At 73.5% G+C, this 19,928-nt stretch carries 17 protein-coding genes and 1 pseudogene; 7 read left to right on the top strand and 11 right to left on the bottom strand.

The annotated features are described in order from the left end of the window. Positions 1-21 precede the first annotated feature (21 nt). Entirely contained in the window at positions 22-1,407 is a 1,386-nt protein-coding gene (locus tag AFM16_RS02800) for an NAD(P)/FAD-dependent oxidoreductase (RefSeq protein WP_030787786.1), read from the top strand. Continuing rightward, the gene (locus tag AFM16_RS02805; RefSeq protein WP_037875243.1) at positions 1,404-3,656 is read left to right on the top strand and encodes an FUSC family protein; all 2,253 of its coding nucleotides are present in this window, start codon (positions 1,404-1,406) and stop codon (positions 3,654-3,656) included. Before AFM16_RS02800 ends, AFM16_RS02805 begins: the two co-directional genes overlap by 4 nt. 201 nt (positions 3,657-3,857) lie before the next feature. Here the strand turns inward: AFM16_RS02805 and AFM16_RS02810 are convergent, their stop codons facing one another. The 3 genes from AFM16_RS02810 to AFM16_RS02820 all read right to left on the bottom strand — a co-directional run bounded on the left by AFM16_RS02810 (position 3,858) and on the right by AFM16_RS02820 (position 6,444). Next, positions 3,858-4,742 carry a GAF and ANTAR domain-containing protein gene (locus tag AFM16_RS02810; protein ID WP_078632140.1) on the bottom strand — a complete coding sequence of 295 codons (885 nt, stop codon included), beginning with the start codon at positions 4,740-4,742 and terminating at the stop codon, positions 3,858-3,860. A 106-nt stretch (positions 4,743-4,848) separates the two neighbouring features. Beyond that, positions 4,849-5,697 (bottom strand): SigB/SigF/SigG family RNA polymerase sigma factor, encoded by an 849-nt coding sequence (locus AFM16_RS02815; RefSeq protein ID WP_030787773.1) that lies wholly within the window; start codon positions 5,695-5,697, stop codon positions 4,849-4,851. 270 nt (positions 5,698-5,967) lie between these two features. After that, entirely contained in the window at positions 5,968-6,444 is a 477-nt protein-coding gene (locus AFM16_RS02820; protein ID WP_078636816.1) for an ATP-binding protein, read from the bottom strand. A 397-nt stretch (positions 6,445-6,841) separates the two neighbouring features. Between AFM16_RS02820 and AFM16_RS02830 the strand changes: the two genes are divergently transcribed. Continuing rightward, entirely contained in the window at positions 6,842-7,297 is a 456-nt protein-coding gene (locus tag AFM16_RS02830; protein WP_078632144.1) for a cyclic nucleotide-binding domain-containing protein, read from the top strand. A 226-nt stretch (positions 7,298-7,523) separates the two neighbouring features. Here AFM16_RS02830 and AFM16_RS39820 read toward each other — a convergent pair. From AFM16_RS39820 to AFM16_RS02845, 3 genes and pseudogenes are all read right to left on the bottom strand, one after another. Next, positions 7,524-7,838, bottom strand: a pseudogene (locus AFM16_RS39820) (hypothetical protein); the annotation flags it as partial. 274 nt (positions 7,839-8,112) lie between these two features. Further along, positions 8,113-9,420 carry an MFS transporter gene (locus AFM16_RS02840; RefSeq protein ID WP_245177622.1) on the bottom strand — a complete coding sequence of 436 codons (1,308 nt, stop codon included), beginning with the start codon at positions 9,418-9,420 and terminating at the stop codon, positions 8,113-8,115. Positions 9,421-9,546: 126 nt separating this feature from the next. After that, complete coding sequence (locus AFM16_RS02845) at positions 9,547-10,164, bottom strand: LysE/ArgO family amino acid transporter (protein ID WP_078632148.1); 618 nt, start codon at positions 10,162-10,164, stop codon at positions 9,547-9,549. Between the two features lie 100 nt (positions 10,165-10,264). Here AFM16_RS02845 and AFM16_RS02850 point away from each other — a divergent pair, with 100 nt between their 5' ends. Then, a complete protein-coding gene (locus AFM16_RS02850; RefSeq protein ID WP_078632150.1) occupies positions 10,265-11,167 on the top strand; it encodes a LysR family transcriptional regulator ArgP in 903 nt (300 codons plus the stop codon). Here the strand turns inward: AFM16_RS02850 and AFM16_RS02855 are convergent. Then, positions 11,157-11,897, bottom strand: coding sequence for a TetR/AcrR family transcriptional regulator (locus AFM16_RS02855; RefSeq protein ID WP_051780491.1), 741 nt, complete (start codon positions 11,895-11,897; stop codon positions 11,157-11,159). The genes AFM16_RS02850 and AFM16_RS02855 overlap by 11 nt on opposite strands. Positions 11,898-12,044: 147 nt before the next feature. Here AFM16_RS02855 and AFM16_RS02860 point away from each other — a divergent pair, with 147 nt between their 5' ends. Next, on the top strand, positions 12,045-13,262 hold the full coding sequence (locus AFM16_RS02860) for a saccharopine dehydrogenase family protein (RefSeq protein WP_030787753.1): 1,218 nt from the start codon (positions 12,045-12,047) through the stop codon (positions 13,260-13,262). 99 nt (positions 13,263-13,361) lie between these two features. Further along, entirely contained in the window at positions 13,362-13,610 is a 249-nt protein-coding gene (locus AFM16_RS02865; protein WP_030787751.1) for a WhiB family transcriptional regulator, read from the top strand. A gap of 41 nt (positions 13,611-13,651) precedes the next feature. On the opposite strand, the gene AFM16_RS02870 is transcribed toward AFM16_RS02865, so the two are convergent. From AFM16_RS02870 to AFM16_RS02880, 3 genes are all read right to left on the bottom strand, one after another. Continuing rightward, a complete protein-coding gene (locus AFM16_RS02870; RefSeq protein WP_030787748.1) occupies positions 13,652-15,487 on the bottom strand; it encodes a sensor histidine kinase in 1,836 nt (611 codons plus the stop codon). Beyond that, positions 15,484-16,179 (bottom strand): response regulator, encoded by a 696-nt coding sequence (locus tag AFM16_RS02875; protein ID WP_030787745.1) that lies wholly within the window; start codon positions 16,177-16,179, stop codon positions 15,484-15,486. The genes AFM16_RS02870 and AFM16_RS02875 overlap by 4 nt, the downstream gene beginning before the upstream one ends. A gap of 128 nt (positions 16,180-16,307) precedes the next feature. Further along, a complete protein-coding gene (locus tag AFM16_RS02880; protein WP_370628127.1) occupies positions 16,308-17,636 on the bottom strand; it encodes a M1 family metallopeptidase in 1,329 nt (442 codons plus the stop codon). 250 nt (positions 17,637-17,886) lie between these two features. On the opposite strand from AFM16_RS02880, the gene AFM16_RS02885 reads away from it, so the two are divergent. Then, positions 17,887-18,237 (top strand): DUF488 domain-containing protein, encoded by a 351-nt coding sequence (locus tag AFM16_RS02885; RefSeq protein WP_030787740.1) that lies wholly within the window; start codon positions 17,887-17,889, stop codon positions 18,235-18,237. Positions 18,238-18,241: 4 nt separating this feature from the next. Here AFM16_RS02885 and AFM16_RS02890 read toward each other — a convergent pair whose 3' ends face one another. Beyond that, complete coding sequence (locus AFM16_RS02890; protein WP_030787739.1) at positions 18,242-19,915, bottom strand: FAD-binding dehydrogenase; 1,674 nt, start codon at positions 19,913-19,915, stop codon at positions 18,242-18,244. Positions 19,916-19,928: the final 13 nt, after the last annotated feature.

The raw sequence follows: 19,928 nt of genomic DNA on the forward strand, positions 1-19,928 counted from the left end.
CGCCTGGAGCCGCAGAAAGGGATGGACAACGTGACACGACCCAGGATCCTGGTGGTGGGCGCGGGCTTCGCGGGAGTGGAGTGCGTGCGGCGTCTGGAACGCAGGCTCTCCGCGGACGAGGCCGAGATCACCCTGGTGACACCCTTCGCCTACCAGCTCTATCTGCCGCTGCTGCCGCAGGTCGCCTCCGGGGTGCTCACGCCCCAGTCGATCGCCCTGTCGCTGCGCCGCAGCCGCAAGTACCGCACCCGGATCATCCCGGGCGGCGCTGTGGGCGTGGACCTCCGTGCGAAGGTCTGCGTCATCCGCACCATCACCGACGAGATGATCGACGAGCCCTACGACTACATCGTGCTGGCTCCCGGCAGCGTCACCCGCACCTTCGACATCCCCGGGCTGACCGACCACGCCTTCGGGATGAAGACCCTCGCCGAGGCCGCCTACATCCGCGACCACGTCATCACCCAGCTCGACCTCGCCGACGCCAGCCAGGACCCCGCCGAACGGGCGTCGCGCCTCCAGTTCGTGGTGGTGGGCGGCGGCTACGCGGGCACCGAGACCGCCGCCTGCCTCCAACTGCTCACCCACAACGCGGTCAAGCGCTATCCCCGGCTGGACCCGGGCCTCATCAAATGGCATCTGATCGACATCGCGCCGAAGCTGATGCCCGAGCTGGGCGACAAGCTGGGCCGCAGCGCCCAGGAGGTGCTGCGCAAGCGCGGCATCGACATCTCCCTCGGGGTCTCCATCGCCAAGGCGGGCGCGGAGGAGGTCACCTTCACCGACGGCCGGGTGGTGCCGACCCGCACCCTGATCTGGACGGCCGGGGTGGTGGCGAGCCCGCTGATCGGCACGCTCGGCGCGGAGACGGTCCGCGGCCGGCTCGCGGTCACCTCGAGGATGAACCTGCCGGGACACGACGGGGTGTTCGCGCTCGGCGACGCCGCCGCCGTACCGGACGAGGTGAAGGCCGCCCGGGGCGAGGAGGGCGCCGTCTGCCCGCCGACCGCCCAGCACGCGATGCGCCAGGGCAAGGTCGTCGCCGACAACGTCATCGCGACGCTGCGGGGCGGCGAACTGCGGCCGTACGAGCACAAGGACCTCGGTCTGGTGGTCGACCTCGGCGGCACGGACGCCGTGTCCAAGCCGCTCGGCATCGAACTGCACGGGCTGCCCGCGCAGGTCGTGGCCCGCGGCTACCACTGGTCGGCGCTGCGCACGGGCGTGGCCAAGGCGCGGGTGCTGACGAACTGGACGCTGAACGCGATCGCGGGCGACGATTTCGTCCGCACCGGCTTCCAGACCCGGCGGGCCGCCAAGCTGAAGGACTTCGAGTACACGGACGCCTACCTGACGCCCGAGCAGGTCCGGGCGCGCGTCGAGGGCACGGGCACCGGGTCCGGGTGACCGGCGCGGGGTCGCGGGCGGTGGCCCGGTGGAAGGACCGGGTCGCCGCGTCCGATCCCGGGCTCCTGCGGCTGACCGCCGGGCTGCGGACGGTGGGCGCGATCTCGCTGACGCTGGCCGTGCTCTCGCTGCTGGGGGCCGATGTCGACCAGCTCGTCGCCGGCGCGGTCGCCTCGATGGTCGCCACCTTCGCGGTCCGCGAGAAGAAGCGCGGCGGGCAGGCGATCACGCTGGCGCTGGGCCTGGTGGTGGCGCTGGTGTCGGTGTCGCTGGCGTCGCTGCTCAGCTCGCGGGTGGTGATCGGGGACGTCTTCTTCGTCGTGTTCATCTTCTGCGCGGTGTACGGGCGCCGGTTCGGCGACCGGGGCACGGCGCTCGGTCTGATCGGCTTCCAGGTCTACTTCCTGTCGCTGTTCGTCGCGGCGTCGCACGAGAGCCTGCTCGGGCTGTGGCGGGTGATCGCGGTCGCCTTCGCGTGCAGTGCGCTGGCGCGGTTCGTGCTGGTGCCGCAGAGTTCGGCGGGCATCCTCGACCGGCTGCGGCAGGCGTTCCGGGCGCGGCTGGCGCAGCTCCTGGACGCCCAGTTGGAGCTGCTGGACGCCGGTCCGCACGAGGTGGAGAAGGCCCTCGCCCATGTGCGGGAGGGCAACGCCCGGCTGCACGAGAGCGCCCTGATGATCCAGGGCCGGCTGGACGAGGGCACCCCGGACGCCTCGATGGCCGGGCATGTTCAGCGGCGCGTCGCCGACGCCGAGATCGCCGCGGAGCGGCTGGGGCTGCGGCTGCTCACCGCGCGCGGCGCCGAGCGGGCCGACACCCTGACCCTGCATCTGCCGGGCGCGCCGGTGCCGGAGGCGGGGCTGCTGCCGGTGCGGGACCCGGCGATCGACACCCTGCGCCGGGATCTGACGGCGCTGCGGCTGCTGGTCCGGTACCCGGGGGTGACGGGTGCGCAGGCCGCGGTCAACGCGCAGGTGCGCAACCGGCTGCTCGGCTACCGGGAGGAGGAGAACCTGCCGGAGGCGTCGGAGCCGGTGCAGGACGTGTTCCGGGCGGTCGGCGAGGCGGCGCGGGCGGTGCTGGGGCTGCGGACCGCGCTGGACGGGCCGCAGGACGAGTCCGACGACAGTCCGGAGACGGCGCGCTCCCGGGAGGAGCTGGACGCGGAGGACGTGGCCATTGGCGCCGAGGAGGAGGAGACGGAGGAGGAGACCGGGCTGCGGCGGCCGACCACACGGACGGCGGTGCAGGTCGCGGTCGGGTCGTCGCTGGCGATCGTGGGCGGCGAGCTGCTGTCCGAGCACCGCTGGTACTGGGCGGTGCTGACCTGCTGGATCGTGTTCATCAACACCTCCTCCACCGGGGAGATCCTGGTCAAGGGCTCGCGGCGGCTGCTGGGCACCGTGCTGGGCGTGGTCGCGGGCATCGGGCTGGCGGGTGTCGTCGGACAGCACACGTGGACGGCGTTCGCGGTGGTGCTGCTGTGCGTGTTCGCGACGTACTACACGGCGCCGCTGTCGTACACGCTGATGTCGTTCTTCGTGACGGCGTCGCTGGGGGTGCTGTACACGCTGCTGCACACCTACAGCCTGTCGGTGCTGGTGCTGCGCATCGAGGAGACGGCGCTCGGGGCGGCCTGCGGGATCTTCGCGGCGGCGCTGGTGCTGCCGGTGCACACCGACCGGCGGACGAACGAGCTGCTGGTGACCGTCCTCGACCGGCTGGCGGACGTCACGGAGGCGGCCGTCGACCAGCTCAGCGGCGGGCCGCCGGTCGATCTGCTGGACCAGGCCCGGGAGCTGGACCAGGCGCTGGCGGATCTGCGGGCGGCGACCCAGCCGCTGACGCATCCGGTCACCCCGCTGCGGAGCCGACGGGACACCGCCCGCTATGTCGTCGCCCTGCTGGAGACCTGCGCCTACCACGCACGGTCGCTGGCGGCGACGGCCGAGCTGCTGCCCACGAACCCGTCGATCGCGGCCGACCCCCGGCTGCGCGACGTGGGGCAGCGCATCCTGCACAACATCCGGGCGCTCGCGGCGGGTGCGGGCGAGGAGCCCGCGGACGTCGAGGTGCTGGCCGGGCCGAGCATCGCGTCCCTGCTGAAGCCGGGGGTGCCCGGGACGCCCCGCTACGGCCAGGTCACCGACCGGGTGCTACGGCATCTCCAGCGCCTGGACGAGGCGGTACTGGGCCTCGCCCGCCCACTGGAACTGCCGGTGGCACGGCCGTTGCAGGTGCCGGGGTGAGCGGGTGGGGTGAGCGGCCGGGCCGGGAGGGGTGACGTGAGCGGGGCTGGGCGGCTGGGGTGCGGTGAGTCGGTCGAGCGCCGGCGGGTGTGACGTGAGCCGGTCAGGTGACGGCCGGTGTGCGGTGGTGAGTCGGTCAGGCCGGGCGTTGTGCGGTGAGTCGGTCGGGCGCTGGCCGGCGTGCGGTGTGCGGTGAGTCGGTCAGGCCGGGCGGTTTGTCGTGGGCCGGTCAGGTCGGACGGGTGCCGGGCGGCGGGCGTCCCGGCTTTCGCGGCCCAGGGTGTGCAGGTACTCCAGCGCGTCCAGCAGGACCGTGCGTTCGTACCAGGCGAGCCAGCGGCCCGCCTGGGCGCCCAGGGTGTCGAGGGCCTCGATGCGGGTGCGGTCCAGTTCGGGGAGCGGGCGGTCGGCGTGGGCCGAGACCATGCCGACGCAGTGACCGGCCGACGTGGTCAGGGGCACGCTGTGGCAGGCCCGGCTGCCGGCGGCCAGGATGACCTGGCGGGCGGGCTCGCTGAACACCGGGTCGCTCTCCACGTCCCGGACGGTGACCTGGCTGACGTCACGGGCGGCCCGCGCGCAGGAGGTGCCGTCCGGGCCGACGTGCTCGAAGAAGTCGACGAACTCCTCGCTCAGCCCGGTGTGCCGCTCCATGCGCAGCCCGCCCCTGACCCGGTCCACGGTCTGGACGTTGCCCATGCCCGTACCGACGACGTCGAGGGTCCGGTCCAGTACGGCGGCCAGCACCGCGCCCCGGCTGCGGGCGCCCTCCGTGCCCGGCGGCAGGAAGCCCAGCGCCGGTTCGGGGTGCCGGACCCGCCGGGGGAACCACACCACCGTCCGCTCGTCCGGGCGCGCCGTGGTGACCAGGGCCCCGGCCAGGGTGCGCATCTTGACGTTGAACCGCTGCGACGCCCGGCGCATCAGGGTGAACGCGGACTCCGCGTCGGGCAGGGCGTAGCGCTCCTGGAGCATGCCCTGCGCCTGGGAGATCAGCGGGTACGCCCGGACCCGGGCCCGCAGGGCGCGGACCTCGCCGCGCAGCCTGGCCAGTTCGTCGGGGTGCCCGGGGCCCACCGCGGTCATGAGACCTCCGTCCGCTCGCCGTCCTGCGACCGCGCCGCCGCGGTCCCAGGGGCTCGCCTGCCCCCGGTCCGCCGGGCGTACACCCGGCGCCGCCGGTCGCGGCGGTTCAGCTCTCGGACGCGTCACGGTCCCGGTCGATGTCCATGGCCTCCTGGCGCACCCGTGCGCAGCTCCGGCTGATGAGCCGGGAGACGTGCATCTGGCTGATGCCGAGTTGGTCGGCGATCCGGCTCTGCGTCATGTCCTCGAAGAAGCGCATGTAGAGGATGGCCCGCTCGCGCTCGGGGAGCCGCCGCAGGCCCTGCCGGGCGGACTCGCGGTCGACGACGACGTCGAAGGAGGTGTCGGGACCGCCGAGGGTGTCGGCGAGGCTGTATCCGTCGTCGCCGGTGCGCAGTTCGGCGTCGAGCGACAGGGTGCTGTAGCTCTCCAGCGCCTCCAGGCCGGCGCTCACCTCGTCCTCGGTGAGACCGGTGTGGGCGGCGATGTCGGCGACGGAAGGCTCGCGGGTACCCGGGTTCTCGGTGAGTTCCCGGCGGGCGACGCGGACCTTGTTGCGGAGTTCCTGGACCCGGCGGGGCACGCGCAGCGCCCACATCCGGTCGCGGAAGTGGCGCTTGATCTCGCCGGTGATGGTGGGCACGGCGTAGCTCTCGAAGGCGCCGCGCTCGGGCTCGTAGCGGTCCACGGCCTTCACCAGGCCGAGGGCGGCCACCTGGCGCAGGTCCTCCACGGCCTCGCCGCGGTCCCGGAAGCGTCCGGCGATGCGGTGGGCCATGGGCAGCCAGGCGGTGACCAGTTCGTCGCGCAGGGCGTCCCGTTCGGGTCCGTCCGGAAGTGCGGCCAGCCGGGCGAACCGGCTGGCGGTGTCGGGTGCGTCGTCGTGGGTGCGCCGCGGAGCCGTGGTGGTGCGGGTGGCCGCTGCGGCACGGCTTGTCGACATGTCGATGGGCATGCGGAATCGCTCCTGAAGACGGGTTCCAGGGAATGACCGCGGGAGGAAGGGTGCCTGTCCGGGCACCGGGGAGCGCCCTGGACAGGGCATACCGCTCCCGTCGGCGCGCCTCCGGTCCGAAGCACGAACTCCGTCTGCCCGACACCTGGAGGAACAAACTCCGTCCGGCGTAACGGTGTTCACGACGGCCGGGGGGCGGGGCGGTCGGGGCGCGCGGTCCGGCTCGGGGCGCGATGGGCCCCTGGCGCGTGTGGCGCGTGGGCGTGGGGGTCAGAGCGCCGGGGCGGGTGCGGCGGCCGACGCGACCGGTCCGACCGGTGCGATCGGGACGACCGCGGTGATGCGCTTGCCGCCGTCGGGCAGTCCGGCCACCCGGACGTCCCGGGCGAGCCGCCGTACGATCGGCCAGCCGCGTCCTCCGAGGCGGTGCCGGCCGCGTTCGTCGAGCGGTCCGGTGGTCATCGGCAGCCGCTCGCTGCGGTCGCTCACGGACACATGGACGGTCCGTTCGTCGGCCTCGACGTCGTAGCCGGTGAGTCCGCCGCCGTGCAGGATGGCGTTGGTGGCGAGTTCGGAGGCGACGAGCAGCGCGTCGTTGCAGGTCCGCTCGTCGTACGGGCGCCCGGTGGCAGCGCATCGCCCGGCCACCGCGCGCCGTACGGCTCCGCGGACGTCGGAGGGCCGGTACGGCCCTGTCACCCCGCGCGGGCCGTACGGAAGATCTACGCGGTCGGCTGTATCGGTCATGTCGGTCGTGTCGGTCGTGTCGTCTACAGGCATCCCTTCGCTCCCCACAGTGGTGTGGTCCTCGCTAGTTCGCCTGACCGCCTGGGCCCGCCCCAAACCTGGCGGGACCTCCCGGCAACCGTTGAAAGTGAAACAGGTCACTTGACCCAGTCGCGATTACGCGAACGCCCCCTGGATGGTTTACCGTTCATACATACGTGGTGAGCGGGACGGAGGGCTCTTCCCCTCCCGGCACCACCCTGTGACCGCCCTGGCTGGCCTCCCCCGTCCAGCCAGGGCTTTTCCTTGCCTCCCGCGGAAAAATCTGTGCCGCCGAGGTGCCCGGGGCGCCCGCAGCGGCTGAAATGGGCTGAGGAGAAAAGCACCGCGACCGTTCTCCGGCGAGGAGCAGCGCGCCATGACAAAAGCGACCAAACTCCTGACCGCCCTTCCCCCGCCCCAGCGCCGACGACTGATGGAGCTGGCCCGGGAGGTCTCGTTCCCGGAGGACACCCGGATCTTCGAGGCGGGCGGCGTCGCCGACCGCTTCTGGGTCGTCCGCTCCGGCGCGGTCTCCCTGGTCCAGGAGGTGACGACGGTCCAACGGGTCACCGTCGCCAGTCTGGGCGCGGGCGACCTGCTCGGCTGGTCCTGGCTCTTCCCGCCGTACCGGTGGGACTTCGGCGCGGAGGCGTTCAGCCCGGTCCGCGCCTACGAGTTCGAGGCCCAGCCCGTGACGAAGCTCTGCGAGGAGGACCCCGCGCTCGGCATGACCCTGGTCCGCCTGGTGGCCGAGATCCTCGCCCACCGCCTGGAAATGACCCGCAACCGCCTGATGGACCAGTACGGGACGCAGCGACGGGGGACGTACTAGGACCGGTGCCGGGCCCACACCGGGTCCCACGCCGCGCCTGGACCCGGGTCACGTCCGGACCCGCGTCACGGCCCGCGCCCGATCCTGCAAGCACCGCCACAGGACCCGGGCGCGGGACCAACTGGTCCCCGGGACCGGACCGGGTCACGCGCCGCGCAAGGATCCGTGCCGCCTCAGAGCCCAGGCCGGATCGAGGCTGGAACGGCTCGAGGCCCGCGTCAGGGGCCAGAGCGCTGACCAGGTCGGCGAAGGAGCGGGTGAGCGAGGGGTAGGGACCGGGAGCCTCGCGCAGCACACGCGCGGCCAGCGGGTGGCGTCGGCGAGGAGCCCGGCGGTCGGCTCCAGGCCGATGCGCAGTCCGTGGTCGGTCAGCAGCCGGCCCGCGAAGGCGTGGTACGTCGAGCTCACCGGCTCGCCCGGCGGGTTGTCCGGGTCGATCACGTCGGGGGATGAGGCCGGGGACCTGCTCGGGGGCGACCTGGCCGGTGCCGACCAGCCAGACCACCCGCGCGGCCATCACCGTCGTCGTACCCGAGCCGGCCGAGTCCGGGCGCGGGACCCAGCGGCGCGAGACCTCCTAGGACCAGGGCCGGACCGGGTGCCACGCCTGCCAGGACCCGCGCCGCGCCAGGACCCGGGTCCCGCAAGAACCCGCGCCGCGTCACGGCCCGCGCCCCCACCCAACACCCGCCGCCTCAGGTGCCGGGCTGGATCGGCGCTCGCGTCTGGGTCCGAGACGCGTAAGGATCCGTGGCGGGCCTGGGCCGCGTCCAGGGCCAGGCCACAGCCAGAGCCAGGCCGCGTCCCGGCCCGCGTCAGATCCGGTACCGCCGCAGGGCCGGTACCGTCGCTGCCAGGCCCAGCATCAGGGCGATCACCAGCAGGCCCCCGCCCGCCACCGCCGCGCGGGGGCCGAAAGTCGCGCCTGCCGTGCCGTGCAGGACGTCGGCCAGGCGGGGGCCGCCTGCCACCACGACCGTGAAGACGCCCTGCATCCGGCCGCGCATCTCGTCCGTGGCGGCGGACAGCAGGATCGCGCCGCGGAAGACCATCGAGACCATGTCGGCGACCCCGGCGACGGCCAGGAACACCACCGCCCACCACAGCCCGTCGCTCAGCCCGAAGGCGGCGATCGCCGCGCCCCAGGCGACGACCGCCCAGATCACCATCCAGCCGTGCCGCCGCGCCCGCGCGAACGTGCCGGAGAACAGCCCGCCCAGCACCGCGCCCACCGGGATCGCCGCGAACAGCAGCCCGTAGGCCAGCCCTTCGCCGTAGGAGGCGTACGTCTCGGCGGCGAGCTGCGGGAACAGGGCGCGGGGCATGCCGAACACCATGGCGATGACATCGGCGAGGAAGGACAGCAGGAGCACCTTGTGCCGGGCGATGTACCGGAAGCCCTCCACGATCTCCCGCAGGCCGGCCCGCCGGGCGACCGCGCCCGCGAGCGGCGGCAGCGCGGGCAGCCGGACGACGGCCCACAGCGCCACGCACAGCGCGAACGCGTCGATGAGATACAGCTCGGGCAGGCCGATCAGCGGAATCAGCGCACCGGCCAGCAGCGGGCCCGCGACCAGGCCGGTCTGCATGACCGTCGAGCCGAGTGCGTTGGCCGCGGCCAGCTCGTCCGCCGGGACCAGCCGGGCGATGGAGGCGTTGCGGGCGGGCGCGTTGAGACCGAAGAACGCCTGCTGGACGGCGAGCAGCACCACCAGCACGCCCACCGAGTCGAGACCGGTGGCGGCCTGGATCCAGAACAGCACCGAGGTGACGGCGATCCCGGTGTTGGTGATCAGCAGCAGCCGGCGCCGGTCCATGGTGTCGGCGATCGCGCCGCCCCACAGGGCGAAGACGACCATCGGCAGCAGTCCGGCGAGGCTGGCGTAGCCGACCCACGCCGAGGAGCCGGTGATGTCGTAGATCTGCTTGGGCACGGCGACCGCGGTGAGCTGGCTGCCGACGGCCGTGACGATGGTGGAGGACCACAGCCGGCGGTAGGCGGGGCGGCGCAGCGGGCGGGTGTCCATGCCCCAGCGGCGCCAGCCCCGCCGGGGACCGACCTCCGGAGCTGGGTCGTCGTCGGGGCCGGCCTCGGGTGCGGTGCTGCTCTCGCTGGTGTCCACGGAGTTCCTGGGTGCTCGATACATCTTTCGGGTGTGGGAGCCACTATCGCAGCATCTTCCGTGGTGTTACGGTCTCCGTGGACATCAGATCTCACATGATGGACACAAATGGCGCTCAGTCAGGACTCAGGCACCCGTGACGAGCAGCACGCCCAGGGTGATCATCGTGGCCGCGACGAGTCCGTCCAGGACGCGCCAGGCGGCGGGGCGGGTCAGGAAGCGGCCCAGCAGCCGGGCGCCGAAGCCGAGCGCGGCGAACCAGCAGAGGCTGGCGAACGCCGCGCCCAGTCCGAAGGTCCAGCGCAGCGGCCCGCGGTCGGCGGCGATCGAGCCGAGCAGGAAGACGGTGTCGAGGTAGACGTGCGGGTTGAGCCAGGTCAGCGCGAGACAGGTGAGCACCGCCCGGCGCCGGGAGCCCGCCGTCTCGCCGTCCGTGCGCAGCGCGTCCGTGCCGGGCCGCAGTACCCGGCGCGCCGCGAGCAGCCCGTACGCCAGCAGGAACGCGCCGCCGATCCAGCCCACCACGGTGAGCGCGTCCGGCCAGGCCACCACCAGGGCGCCCACCCCGGCGACGCCCAGGGCGATGAGCACGGCGTCGGACAGGGCGCAGATCCCGACCACGGCGAGGACGGTGTCCCGGCGGACCCCCTGGCGCAGGACGAAGGCGTTCTGGGCGCCGATGGCGACGATGAGCGAGAGACCGGTGCCGAAGCCTGCGGCCGCGGCGGCGAGTGCGGTGGACATGACTCCCACGCTAGGCAGACGATCACCGCTGGTACAGCTAAAGATTCTTACGTATCCTTAGCGTTCGTGATGTCACGGTGTTTGACACGGTGGTGACCCAGTGGTGAGCGACCTGCCCCTCGACCTCGTCCGGACCCTGCTCGCGGTGGTCGACGAGGGCACCTTCGACGCGGCCGCGGCCGCCCTGCACGTGACGCCGTCGGCGGTCAGCCAGCGCGTGAAGGCCCTGGAGCAGCGCACCGGCCGGGTCCTGCTGCTGCGCACCAAGCCGGTACGGCCGACGGAGTCCGGGGAGATCGTGGTCAGGTTCGCCCGCCAGCTCGCCCGGCTGGAGCGCGACACCCGGTCCGAGCTGGGCATGAGCGACGCCGGTGAACCGGCCCGGGTGACCGTCGCGGTGAACGCCGACTCGCTGGCCACCTGGTTCCTGCCCGCCCTGTCCCGGGTGCCGCGCGAGCCGCCGCTGCGCTTCGAACTGTTCCGGGAGGACGAGACGCGTACGGCGGAGCTGCTGCGGGAGGGGGTCGTCATGGCCGCGGTCACCTCCTCGCCGGACGCGGTGGCCGGCTGTTCGGTGCGGGCGCTCGGCACGATGCGCTATCTGGCCGCCGCGAGCCCCGAGTTCGTCGCCCGGCATCTCGACGGCCTTCCGCTCGCCGAGGCGCTGACCGGGGCCCCGGTGATCATCTTCGATCGCAGCGACGACCTCCAGGACGGGTTCGTGCGCGAGCTGAGCCGAGGCGCCGGGCAGGCGAGCGGCGTACGGCACGCGGTGCCCTCCTCGGAGGGGTTCGCGGCGTCGGTCGCCGCCGGACTCGGCTGGGGCATGGTCCCGGAGGCGCAGGCGGACGCGCTGCTGCGCTCGGGCGGCCTGGTCTCGCTGGCGCCGGACCGGCCCCTGGACGTCCCCCTGTACTGGCAGCAGTGGAAGCTCGACTCCCCCGCCCTGGCGGCGCTGTCCCGGGCGGTGGCCGAGGAGGCGGCTCGGGCCCTCAGGAACTGAGCGACGGCCCCGGCCGGGCCTCCGGGCCCCGCAGCTCCCGCAGCCTCGCCTCCGCGCTGTCCAGCAGCATCTCCAGCGCCGTCGGATAGGCGCTGGTGACCATCCGGGCCGACAGCAGCGGGGCCGCCTCGGCGATCCGGGGGTGGGTGGTGGCGGGGAGGCGGGCGTACGTCGAGCGCCACATCGCGTCGTCGGCGCGCCGCGAGGCCCGGGGCAGCGCCAGGGAGGCGGCGTCCAGGGCGGCGAAGGCCAGCGTCTGGTCGATGAAGGCGTGGTAGACGCGGACCGTCTCGGGCAGCGGGAACCCGGCGGTGCGCAGCACGTCGAGGACGGCCTCGTCGGCGGCGAGTTCGTTGGCCCGGCCGCTGACCCGGCTCGCGGTGAGCTGGGCGGCCTGCGGATGGGCGACGTACGCGGCGTGGATGCGCAGCCCGACGGCGTGCAGGTCCGCCCGCCACCGTCCGGTCGGCGTCCAGCCGCGCAGCGCCTCGCCGATCAGCGCGTCGCCGATGGCCAGCGTCAGATCGTCCATGCCGCGGAAGTACCGGTACAGGGTGCTCGGGTCGCAGTCGAGGGCGAGGCCGAGCCGGCGTGCGGTGAGCCCGGTGCTGCCGTGCTCGCGCAGCAGCCGCAGCGCGGCCTCGACGATCAGCCCCTCGGAGAGCACGGTGCCGCTCCGGGTGGGCCGGCGCCGGCGCCTCTTCTCCTCCGGTACCACCGCCTTCGGCATGACCCCTCCCGTGTCACGACGCTTATGCCAACGCCATTGACCTTACGTTGGTGCGGGGCATTGGATCTCCGGCAGGGGCCCCTTTCCGCATTCCGCATTCCGCATTTCCGCATCCTTCTCCAGTCTTCGACCGAGGGAGTTCTCGTCATGCGTGTCCTGCTCGTGGGCGCCGGCGGTGTGGGTACCGCCATCACCCGGATCGCCGCCCGGCGTCCGTTCTTCGAGGCGATGGTCGTCGCCGACTACGATCCGGCCCGCGCCGAGGCGGCCGTCGCCGCGCTCGGCGGGGACGACCGCTTCCACGCCGAGCGCGTCGACGCGAGCGACGAGGCGGCGGTGACGGAGCTGCTCTCCCGCCACCGCTGCGACGTACTGCTCAACGCCACCGACCCGCGGTTCGTGATGCCCCTGTTCCGCGCGGCCCGCGCCGCCGGGGCCACCTATGTCGACATGGCGATGTCGCTGTCCCGGCCGCATCCCGAGAAGCCGTACGAGGAGTGCGGCGTCAAGCTCGGCGACGAACAGTTCGCGCTGGCCCGGGAGTGGGAGGACGCGGGCGGGCTCGCGCTCGTCGGGATGGGCGTGGAGCCCGGTCTGTCGGACGTGTTCGCACGGTACGCGGCCGACGAACTCTTCGACGAGATCGAGGAGATCGGCGTCCGGGACGGCGCGAACCTCACCGTGGAGGGCTACGACTTCGCGCCCTCCTTCAGCATCTGGACCACGATCGAGGAGTGTCTGAACCCGCCGGTGGTCTACGAGGAGGACCGCGGCTGGTTCACCACCGAACCGTTCAGCGAGCCCGAGGTGTTCGACTTCCCCGACGGCATCGGCCCGGTGGAGTGCGTGAACGTCGAGCACGAGGAGGTGCTCCTGATGCCGCGCTGGGTGGACGCGCGCCGGGTCACCTTCAAGTACGGCCTGGGCGGGGAGTTCGTCGACACCCTCAAGACGCTGCACCAGTTGGGCCTGGACCGCACCACGCCGGTGACCGTGCCGAGCGCGTCGGGCCCGGTGGCGGTCTCCCCGCGGGACGTGGTCGCCGCCTGTCTGCCGGACCCGGCCACGCTCGGCGAGCGCATGCACGGCAAGACCTGCGCGGGCACCTGGGTGCGGGGCGTGAAGGACGGGGCGCCGCGCGAGGTGTACCTGTACCACGTGGTCGACAACCAGTGGTCGATGGCCGAGTACGGCAGTCAGGCCGTGGTCTGGCAGACGGCCGTCAACCCGGTCGTCGCGCTCGAACTCCTGGCCACCGGCGCCTGGTCGGGCGCGGGGGTGCTCGGCCCCGAGGCGTTCGACGCCCGCCCCTTCCTGGATCTGCTGACCGCGTACGGCTCCCCGTGGGGTCTGCGGGAGCAGTGAGCGGCGTCCGGGCCGTTTCATCCCCGGCCCGCGTGGTCACCCGCCTCGGAGCGAACATCCAAAAATCCGCCCGAACGACTTCGATCGCAGGTGACTTCGATGGACAACTGGCGAGAGAGCGCCGAGTGCCGCCATGAGGACCCCGACCTCTTCTTCCCGATCGGGACCTCGGGCCCGGCGCTGCTCCAGACCGAACAGGCGAAGGCGGTCTGCCGTCGCTGCCCGGTGCGGGAGGCGTGCCTGGACTGGGCCATGAACACGGATCAGACACTCGGGGTGTGGGGCGGCACGAGCGAGACGGAACGGCGCGCGATCAAGCGGCGCGCCCGGGCCCGCCGGGGCTCGTGACCGCCGGGCCCCGTGACCGCCGACCGGGGCGGCAGGGGTGCTCAGTCGTCCGGCGGGGCCGCGGCCGGCAGCCGCAGCGTGAAGACGCTGCCGGTGCCGGGCTCGCTCGCCGCCTCGGCCGTCCCGCCGTGCGCGGCGACCAGATGGCGGACGATGTTCAGGCCGAGGCCGCTGCCTCCGGTGCGGCGGCTGCGGGACTTCTCGGCGCGCCAGAACCGGTCGAAGACGTGCGGCAGATCCTCGGCGGCGATCCCGGCGCCGGTGTCGGCGACCGCCAGGACGACCCGGTCGCCGTCGCGCCGGGCGCTCAGGGTGACCGTGCCGCCGTGCGGGGTGTGCCGTACGGCGTTGGCGACGAGGTTGCCGAGTGCCTGGCGCAGCCGGACCGGGTCGGCGTCCAGCCAGGGCGTGTCCTCGGCGGTGGTGCGCAGGGTGACGCCGGCGGTGTCGGCGGCGACCCGGTGGGCGGCGGCGACCTGGGCGAGCAGTTCACCGGCGGGCACGGGCTCCCGGTGCAGGCTCAGGGTGCCGGCGTCGGCGGCGGCGAGGTCGCGCAGGTCGTCGATGATCTGCTGGAGCAGCAGGGCCTCCTCGTGCAGGGCGCCGAGGAGTTCGGGGTCGGGGTCGACCAGGCCGTCCCGGGTGACCTCCAGCCAGCCCCGGATGTTGGTGAGCGGGCTGCGCAGTTCATGGGCGACGTCGGCGACCAGGGCCTTGCGCTGGGCCTCCAGGCGTTCGCGGCGTTCGGCGAGGTCGTTGAACGCCTCGGCGAGGATCCCGGTCTCGTCGCGGGTGGTGACGGGCACGCGCGCGTGCCGGTCGGGGGGCTGCTGGGCGGCCTCGGTGAGCGCGCGCAGCGGGCGGACCAGCCGGGTGGCGACGACCGCGGTCACGGCGAGGGTGACGGCGAGCACCAGCCCGGCCGCGCCGGCGACCTTCGCCTGGTTGGCCGGGGACAGGTTCCAGCGGGGTGCCGGGCGGTTGTCCCCGCCGCCGAGGAAAAGTTCGGCGGCCGGGGCGACATAGGGGTCGAGCTGGGCGCGGCGGGCGTCGTCCACGCAGCTCTGCACGGCCCGTTGCGCCCGAGCGCCACCGATCTTGTAGTACTTGGTGATGATCGGGGGCGTGAGGCTCCCGTCGCCCATGTCGACCACCAGGCCGAGGGAGGCGTCGAGGCCCTCGAGACCCGCGCTCCTCAGACAGGGCAGGGCACGTTCCTGGAGCGCGCGCAGCGCCCGGTCCTCGGTGGGGGTGGGCGTGGCGAGCCGCCCGTCGTCGCAGACCTCGCGCCCGTAGGCGACCTCCGGGGCCCCCTCCTCGTGAGTGAGGACGGGGCGGCCGCTGGGGATGCGGGTGACCGTCATGTCGTATCCCAGGCGGGAGTAGCAGCCGCGCTGGGTCTCGGCGTGCCGGTCGAGCTTGGCACGCTCGGCGGCGGTGAGGCGGTACGGGCCGACCGCCCGCGGGTCGATGCCGGCGAGCTGGGCGCCGCGCTCGGTGTAGGTGTCGGTGCGCAGCGGGTCGATGCCTGCGGCGGCGCGCGGGGGCAGCGAGGTGCCGGGGCGGGCGGAGTCGGCGATCGGCACCCGGTCGGTGGTGGTCAGGGCGATCCGCCGGCCCGTCCGCGCGGAGAGGGCGCGCAGCAGCGTCTCGACGCCCTTCCAGTCGGGGTGGGTGGCGGCGTAGCCGCTCAGTTCGGCGAGGACGTCCATGTCGTCGGCGAGGGCCTGGCCCTGTTCCTCGCGCAGCGCGCGGGTGGTGGTGGTCACGGCGAGCCAGGCGGTGGCGGCCACCGAGCACACGGCGATGAGGACGGACGCGAACAGCAGCCGGACCAGCAGCCGTTTGCGCAGGGGTATGCGGCTCACCGGTCTCATCCCCGGCCGCCGCTGAGCTTGTAGCCGACGCCGAAGACGGTCACCAGGCGGACGGGTCTGCGCGGGTCGGCCTCGATCTTCCGGCGCAGGTTCATGATGTGCACGTCGACGGCGCGTTCGGTGGAGGAGCGGTCGAAGCCGCGCGTGCACTGGAGCAACTGCCGCCGGGAGAAGACCCGTTCGGGTTCACCGGCGAGGGCGAGCAGGATCTGGAACTCGGCGGGCGTGCACTCCACGGGCACCCCGTCGCACGTCACCTCGTGCCGCACCGGGTCGACGACGACACCGCCGGCCCGCACCACCGGCTCCTCGCGCCGGGCGGCGCTGCGGCCGCTGCGCCGCAGCACGGTACGGATCCGGGCCATCAGCTCGCGCGGGCTGTACGGCTTGGTCATGTAGTCGTCGGCGCCGACCTCCAGGCCGAGCAGGACGTCCTCCTCGGCGGCGCGGGCGGTGAGCATCAGGACGGGGATGTCGTCCTCGCGGCGCAGCGCCCGGCAGACCGCGATGCCGTCGAGGACCGGCAGCATCAGGTCGAGCACGACGAGGTCGGGGCCGATCCGCCGGGCCGCGGCGACGGCGGCGGGGCCGTCGTGGACGACGGTGGCGGTGTGTCCCTCGGCGAGGAGGGAACGCCGGATCAGCTCGGCCTGCATCGCGTCGTCCTCGGCGACCAGGACATGTGCGCACACGTGGGTGGTTCCCCCCTCGGGTGGAAAGGCGTGGAACGGCGTGGAAAGGCGGTGGGCGGGGTCCGGCGGATCCCGCCCACCGCCCGGTCACGGCTCCACGATGATGACCGACAGGTGTGTGGAACCCGTCAGGGCGCCGCGGGCTTGCCGTCGGTGTGCAGCCAGGTCCGGAACAGCGCGGTGAGGTTCTTGCCCGACTCCCGCTCCGCGAGGCGCTGGAACTGGGCGGTGGTGCCGTGGCCGTACCGGTGCCGGTCCGCCCAGGCGCGCAGCACGCGCAGGAAGACACGGTCGCCGACGGCGGTGCGCAGGGCGTGCAGGGCCATGGCGCCGCGGGCGTAGACGGGGGTGCCGAAGATGTTGGCGCCGCTGCCCGGGTCGGCGGGCGGGAATTCCCACAGCTCGTCGTCGGCGGGGGTGGCGTACAGGGCGTCGAAGGTCTTCTGGGCGCTGTCGCCGCCGTGCTGCTCGGCGTAGAGCCACTCGGCGTAGGTCGCGAAGCCCTCGTTGAGCCAGATGTCCTTCCAGGAGGTGAGGGAGACGGAGTCGCCGAACCACTGGTGGGCGCTCTCGTGCACCAGGGTGCTCAGGTCGGGCGCGCTGTCGTAGACGGGCCGGGTCTGGGTCTCCAGGGCGTAGCCGACGTTCGGGGCGTGGTCGACGATGGAGCCGGCGGCGCGGAACGGGTAGGGCCCGAACAGCTTGCTCTCCCACTCCAGCACGGACGGCAGCTTCTTCAGGACGGGTGCGGCGGCCGCGGCCTCGCGCGGGTCGACGGCGTCGTACACCTGGATGCCGCTGCGGGTCTTGTACTGCTTGATCTGGAAGCGGCCCACGGTGGCGGTGGCCAGGTAGGCGGCCATGGGCTCCGACTGGCGCCAGCGGAAGGTGGTCTTCCCGTGCTGGGTGCTGCGGCCGAGCAGGACGCCGTTGGCGACGGCGGTGCGGCCCTGGGGGACGGTGATCGTGAAGTCGTAGGAGGACTTGTCCAGGGGGTGGTTGTTGGCCGGGAACCAGGTCATGGCGCCCTGCGGTTCGCCCGCCACGAAGGCGCCGTCGTCGGTGGGGATCCAGCCGTCCAGGGAGCCGTCGGGGTCGGTCACCGGGGCCGGCGTGCCGCGGTAGGTGACGGTGACGCGGAAGGACTGGCCCTTGCGCAGCGGACGGCGAGGGGTGACGACGAGTTCCTGGCCGTCGCGCCGGTAGGCGGCCCGGTCCCGGTCGACCGTCAGGCCGGTGACCTTCAGACCCGAGAGGTCGAGGTCGAAGCGGGTCAGCCGCTGGGTGGCGCGGGCGGTGAGGACGGCCTTGCCGTCGAGGTGCCCGCTGCCCGGGTCGTAGCGCAGGGTCAGGTCGTAGTGGGAGACGTGGTAGCCGCCGTTCCCGGCGAGCGGGAAGTAGGGGTCGCCGACGCCGGGCGCGCCCACCGGTCCGGCCGCGGTGGCGGGGCCGGCCATGGCGAGCAGGGCCGCCACGACGACGGGCACGGTGACGGCGACGGCGCGGCGGCCGGGCAGGGCGGGGCGTCTGCGGATCTGGGGGTGCGTCACATGCGCTCCTTGCGGGGGGTGGCGAGTGATCCGATCACCTCACCCTAGGCAGCGAGCCCCGCGCGTTCGCCCTCGTTCAGGTCAAGCCACGCGGCGCACTGCGCCGTTCCGGGGTTAGCCTCGACAGCGTCCGCCGCCCCCGAGGAGAGGCCCGCCGGTGAGTGTCCGCGTGCGTCGCGTCTACGAACCGCCCGAGTCCGCCGACGGGGTGCGGGTGCTGGTCGACCGGCTGTGGCCGCGGGGGGTGTCCAAGGCCGAGGCGCACATCGACGAGTGGCCGAAGGCCCTCACCCCGTCGACCGAGCTGCGCCACTGGTACCACTCGGGCGCGGGGTCCTACGACGAGTTCGCGCGCCGCTACGAGGCGGAGCTCGCCGCCCCGGAGGCGGCCGAACTCCTCGAACACGTCAGGGAGTTGGCCCGCTCCGGGGCGGTGACGCTGGTGACGGCGGTGAAGGACCCGGACGAGAGCCACGCGTCCGTGCTCGCGCGCCTGCTGAGCCCCTGACGGCTCAGCCCGTCTCCTCCGCCGCCGCCCGTCCGGCGGCCCGGCCGGAGAACAGGCAGCCGCCGAGGAAGGTGCCCTCCAGCGCGTTGTAGCCGTGGACCCCGCCGCCGCCGAAGCCCGCGACCTCGCCCGCCGCGTACAGGCCCTCGACCGGGCTGCCGTCGGCGCCGAGGGCGCGCGAGTCGAGGTCGGTCTGGATGCCGCCGAGCGTCTTGCGGGTGAGGACGTGCAGCTTGACCGCGACGAGCGGGCCCGCCTGCGGGTCGAGGATCCGGTGCGGGGTGGCGACCCGGCCGAGCCGGTCGCCGATGTAGCGGCGGGCGTTGCGGATGCCCTGCACCTGGGCGTCCTTGCTGTACGGGTTCTCGATCTGGAGGTCCCGGGCCCGGATCTGGCGGCGCAGCACCTCCGCGTCCAGCAGCGGCTTGTCGGTGAGCGCGTTCATCTTCTCGACGAGCCGGTCCAGGGTGTCCGCGACGACGAAGTCGGCGCCGTGGTCCAGGAACGCCTGGACGGGCGCGGGGGCGCCCTTGCCGAGGATCCGGTCGCGCAGCACCGCCTTGCGGTCCTTGGCGGTGATGTCGGGGTTCTGCTCGGAGCCCGAGAGCGCGAACTCCTTCTCCACGATCTTCCGGCTGAGCACGAACCAGGAGTGGTCGTGGTCCGCGATGTCCTCGGTGGTGCGCAGATGCCGGAGCGTGTTGAGGGTGTCGTAGCCGGGCAGGCAGGGGTCGGGCAGCCGGCGGCCGAGGGCGTCGAACCACATCGAGGACGGCCCCGGCAGGATGCGGATGCCGTGCCCCGGCCAGATGGAGTCCCAGTTCTGGATGCCCTCGGTGTAGTGCCACATGCGGTCGCGGTTGACGAGCCGGACGCCGGCCTCGGCGGTGATGTCGAGCATCCGGCCGTCGACGTAGGCGGGGACGCCGGTGACCATCTCGGCGGGCGGGGTGCCGAGCCGTTCGGGCCAGTAGCGGCGCACGATCTCGTGGTTGGCGCCGATGCCGCCGCTCGTGACGACGACGGCCCGGGCGGTCAGTTCGAACTCGCCCACCGCGTCACGGTTGGAGGCGACGCCGCGCGGGGAGTCGTCGGCGGCCAGGACCGTGCCGCGCACCCCGCGCACCGCCTCGCCGTCCCGGACCAGCGCGTCGACGCGGTGACGGTGGTGGAAGGTCAGCAGCCCGTCCTTCGCGGCCTGCTTGGCGTAGCGGACGAACGGCTCGACGACACCGGTGCCGGTGCCCCAGGCGACATGGAAGCGGGGGACGGAGTTGCCGTGCCCGTCGGCGCGCAGATCGCCGCGCTCGGCCCAGCCGACGGTGGGCACGAAGGAGATGCCGTGCCCGGCGAGCCAGGCCCGCTTCTCCCCCGCCGCCCACTCGACGTAGGCGCGCGCCCAGCGCACCGCCCAGGAGTCCTCGTCGTCCGTGCGGTCGAAGCCGGCGCTGCCCTGCCAGTCGTTCCAGGCGAGGTCGAGGGAGTCCTTGATGCCGAGGCGGCGCTGCTCCGGGGAGTCGACGAGGAAGAGCCCGCCGAAGGACCAGAACGCCTGGCCGCCGAGGTTGGCGGCGTTCTCCTGGTCGACCAGGGCGACCCGCCGGCCCCTGCTGGTGAGTTCGTGCGCCGCGACGAGGCCCGCGAGGCCCGCTCCGACGACGATGACGTCCGCGTCCATGGCGACCGTTGCC

Origin of the sequence: Streptomyces antibioticus (assembly GCF_002019855.1) — a bacterium.
Taxonomy (GTDB): Bacteria; Actinomycetota; Actinomycetes; order Streptomycetales; family Streptomycetaceae; genus Streptomyces; species Streptomyces antibioticus_B.

Bases quoted from the DNA above. Each gene is read 5' to 3' on its own strand.
- AFM16_RS02800 (WP_030787786.1), top strand. From the start codon at position 22: ATGGACAACGTGACACGACCCAGGATCCTGGTGGTGGGCGCGGGCTTC.
- AFM16_RS02810 (WP_078632140.1), bottom strand. From the start codon at position 4,742: ATGACCGCGGTGGGCCCCGGGCACCCCGACGAACTGGCCAGGCTGCGC.
- AFM16_RS02815 (WP_030787773.1), bottom strand. From the start codon at position 5,697: ATGCCCATCGACATGTCGACAAGCCGTGCCGCAGCGGCCACCCGCACC.
- AFM16_RS02820 (WP_078636816.1), bottom strand. From the start codon at position 6,444: ATGACCGATACAGCCGACCGCGTAGATCTTCCGTACGGCCCGCGCGGG.
- AFM16_RS02830 (WP_078632144.1), top strand. From the start codon at position 6,842: ATGACAAAAGCGACCAAACTCCTGACCGCCCTTCCCCCGCCCCAGCGC.
- AFM16_RS02845 (WP_078632148.1), bottom strand. From the start codon at position 10,164: ATGTCCACCGCACTCGCCGCCGCGGCCGCAGGCTTCGGCACCGGTCTC.
- AFM16_RS02855 (WP_051780491.1), bottom strand. From the start codon at position 11,897: ATGCCGAAGGCGGTGGTACCGGAGGAGAAGAGGCGCCGGCGCCGGCCC.
- AFM16_RS02860 (WP_030787753.1), top strand. From the start codon at position 12,045: ATGCGTGTCCTGCTCGTGGGCGCCGGCGGTGTGGGTACCGCCATCACC.
- AFM16_RS02865 (WP_030787751.1), top strand. From the start codon at position 13,362: ATGGACAACTGGCGAGAGAGCGCCGAGTGCCGCCATGAGGACCCCGAC.
- AFM16_RS02870 (WP_030787748.1), bottom strand. From the start codon at position 15,487: ATGAGACCGGTGAGCCGCATACCCCTGCGCAAACGGCTGCTGGTCCGG.
- AFM16_RS02880 (WP_370628127.1), bottom strand. From the start codon at position 17,636: ATGGCCGGCCCCGCCACCGCGGCCGGACCGGTGGGCGCGCCCGGCGTC.
- AFM16_RS02890 (WP_030787739.1), bottom strand. From the start codon at position 19,915: ATGGACGCGGACGTCATCGTCGTCGGAGCGGGCCTCGCGGGCCTCGTC.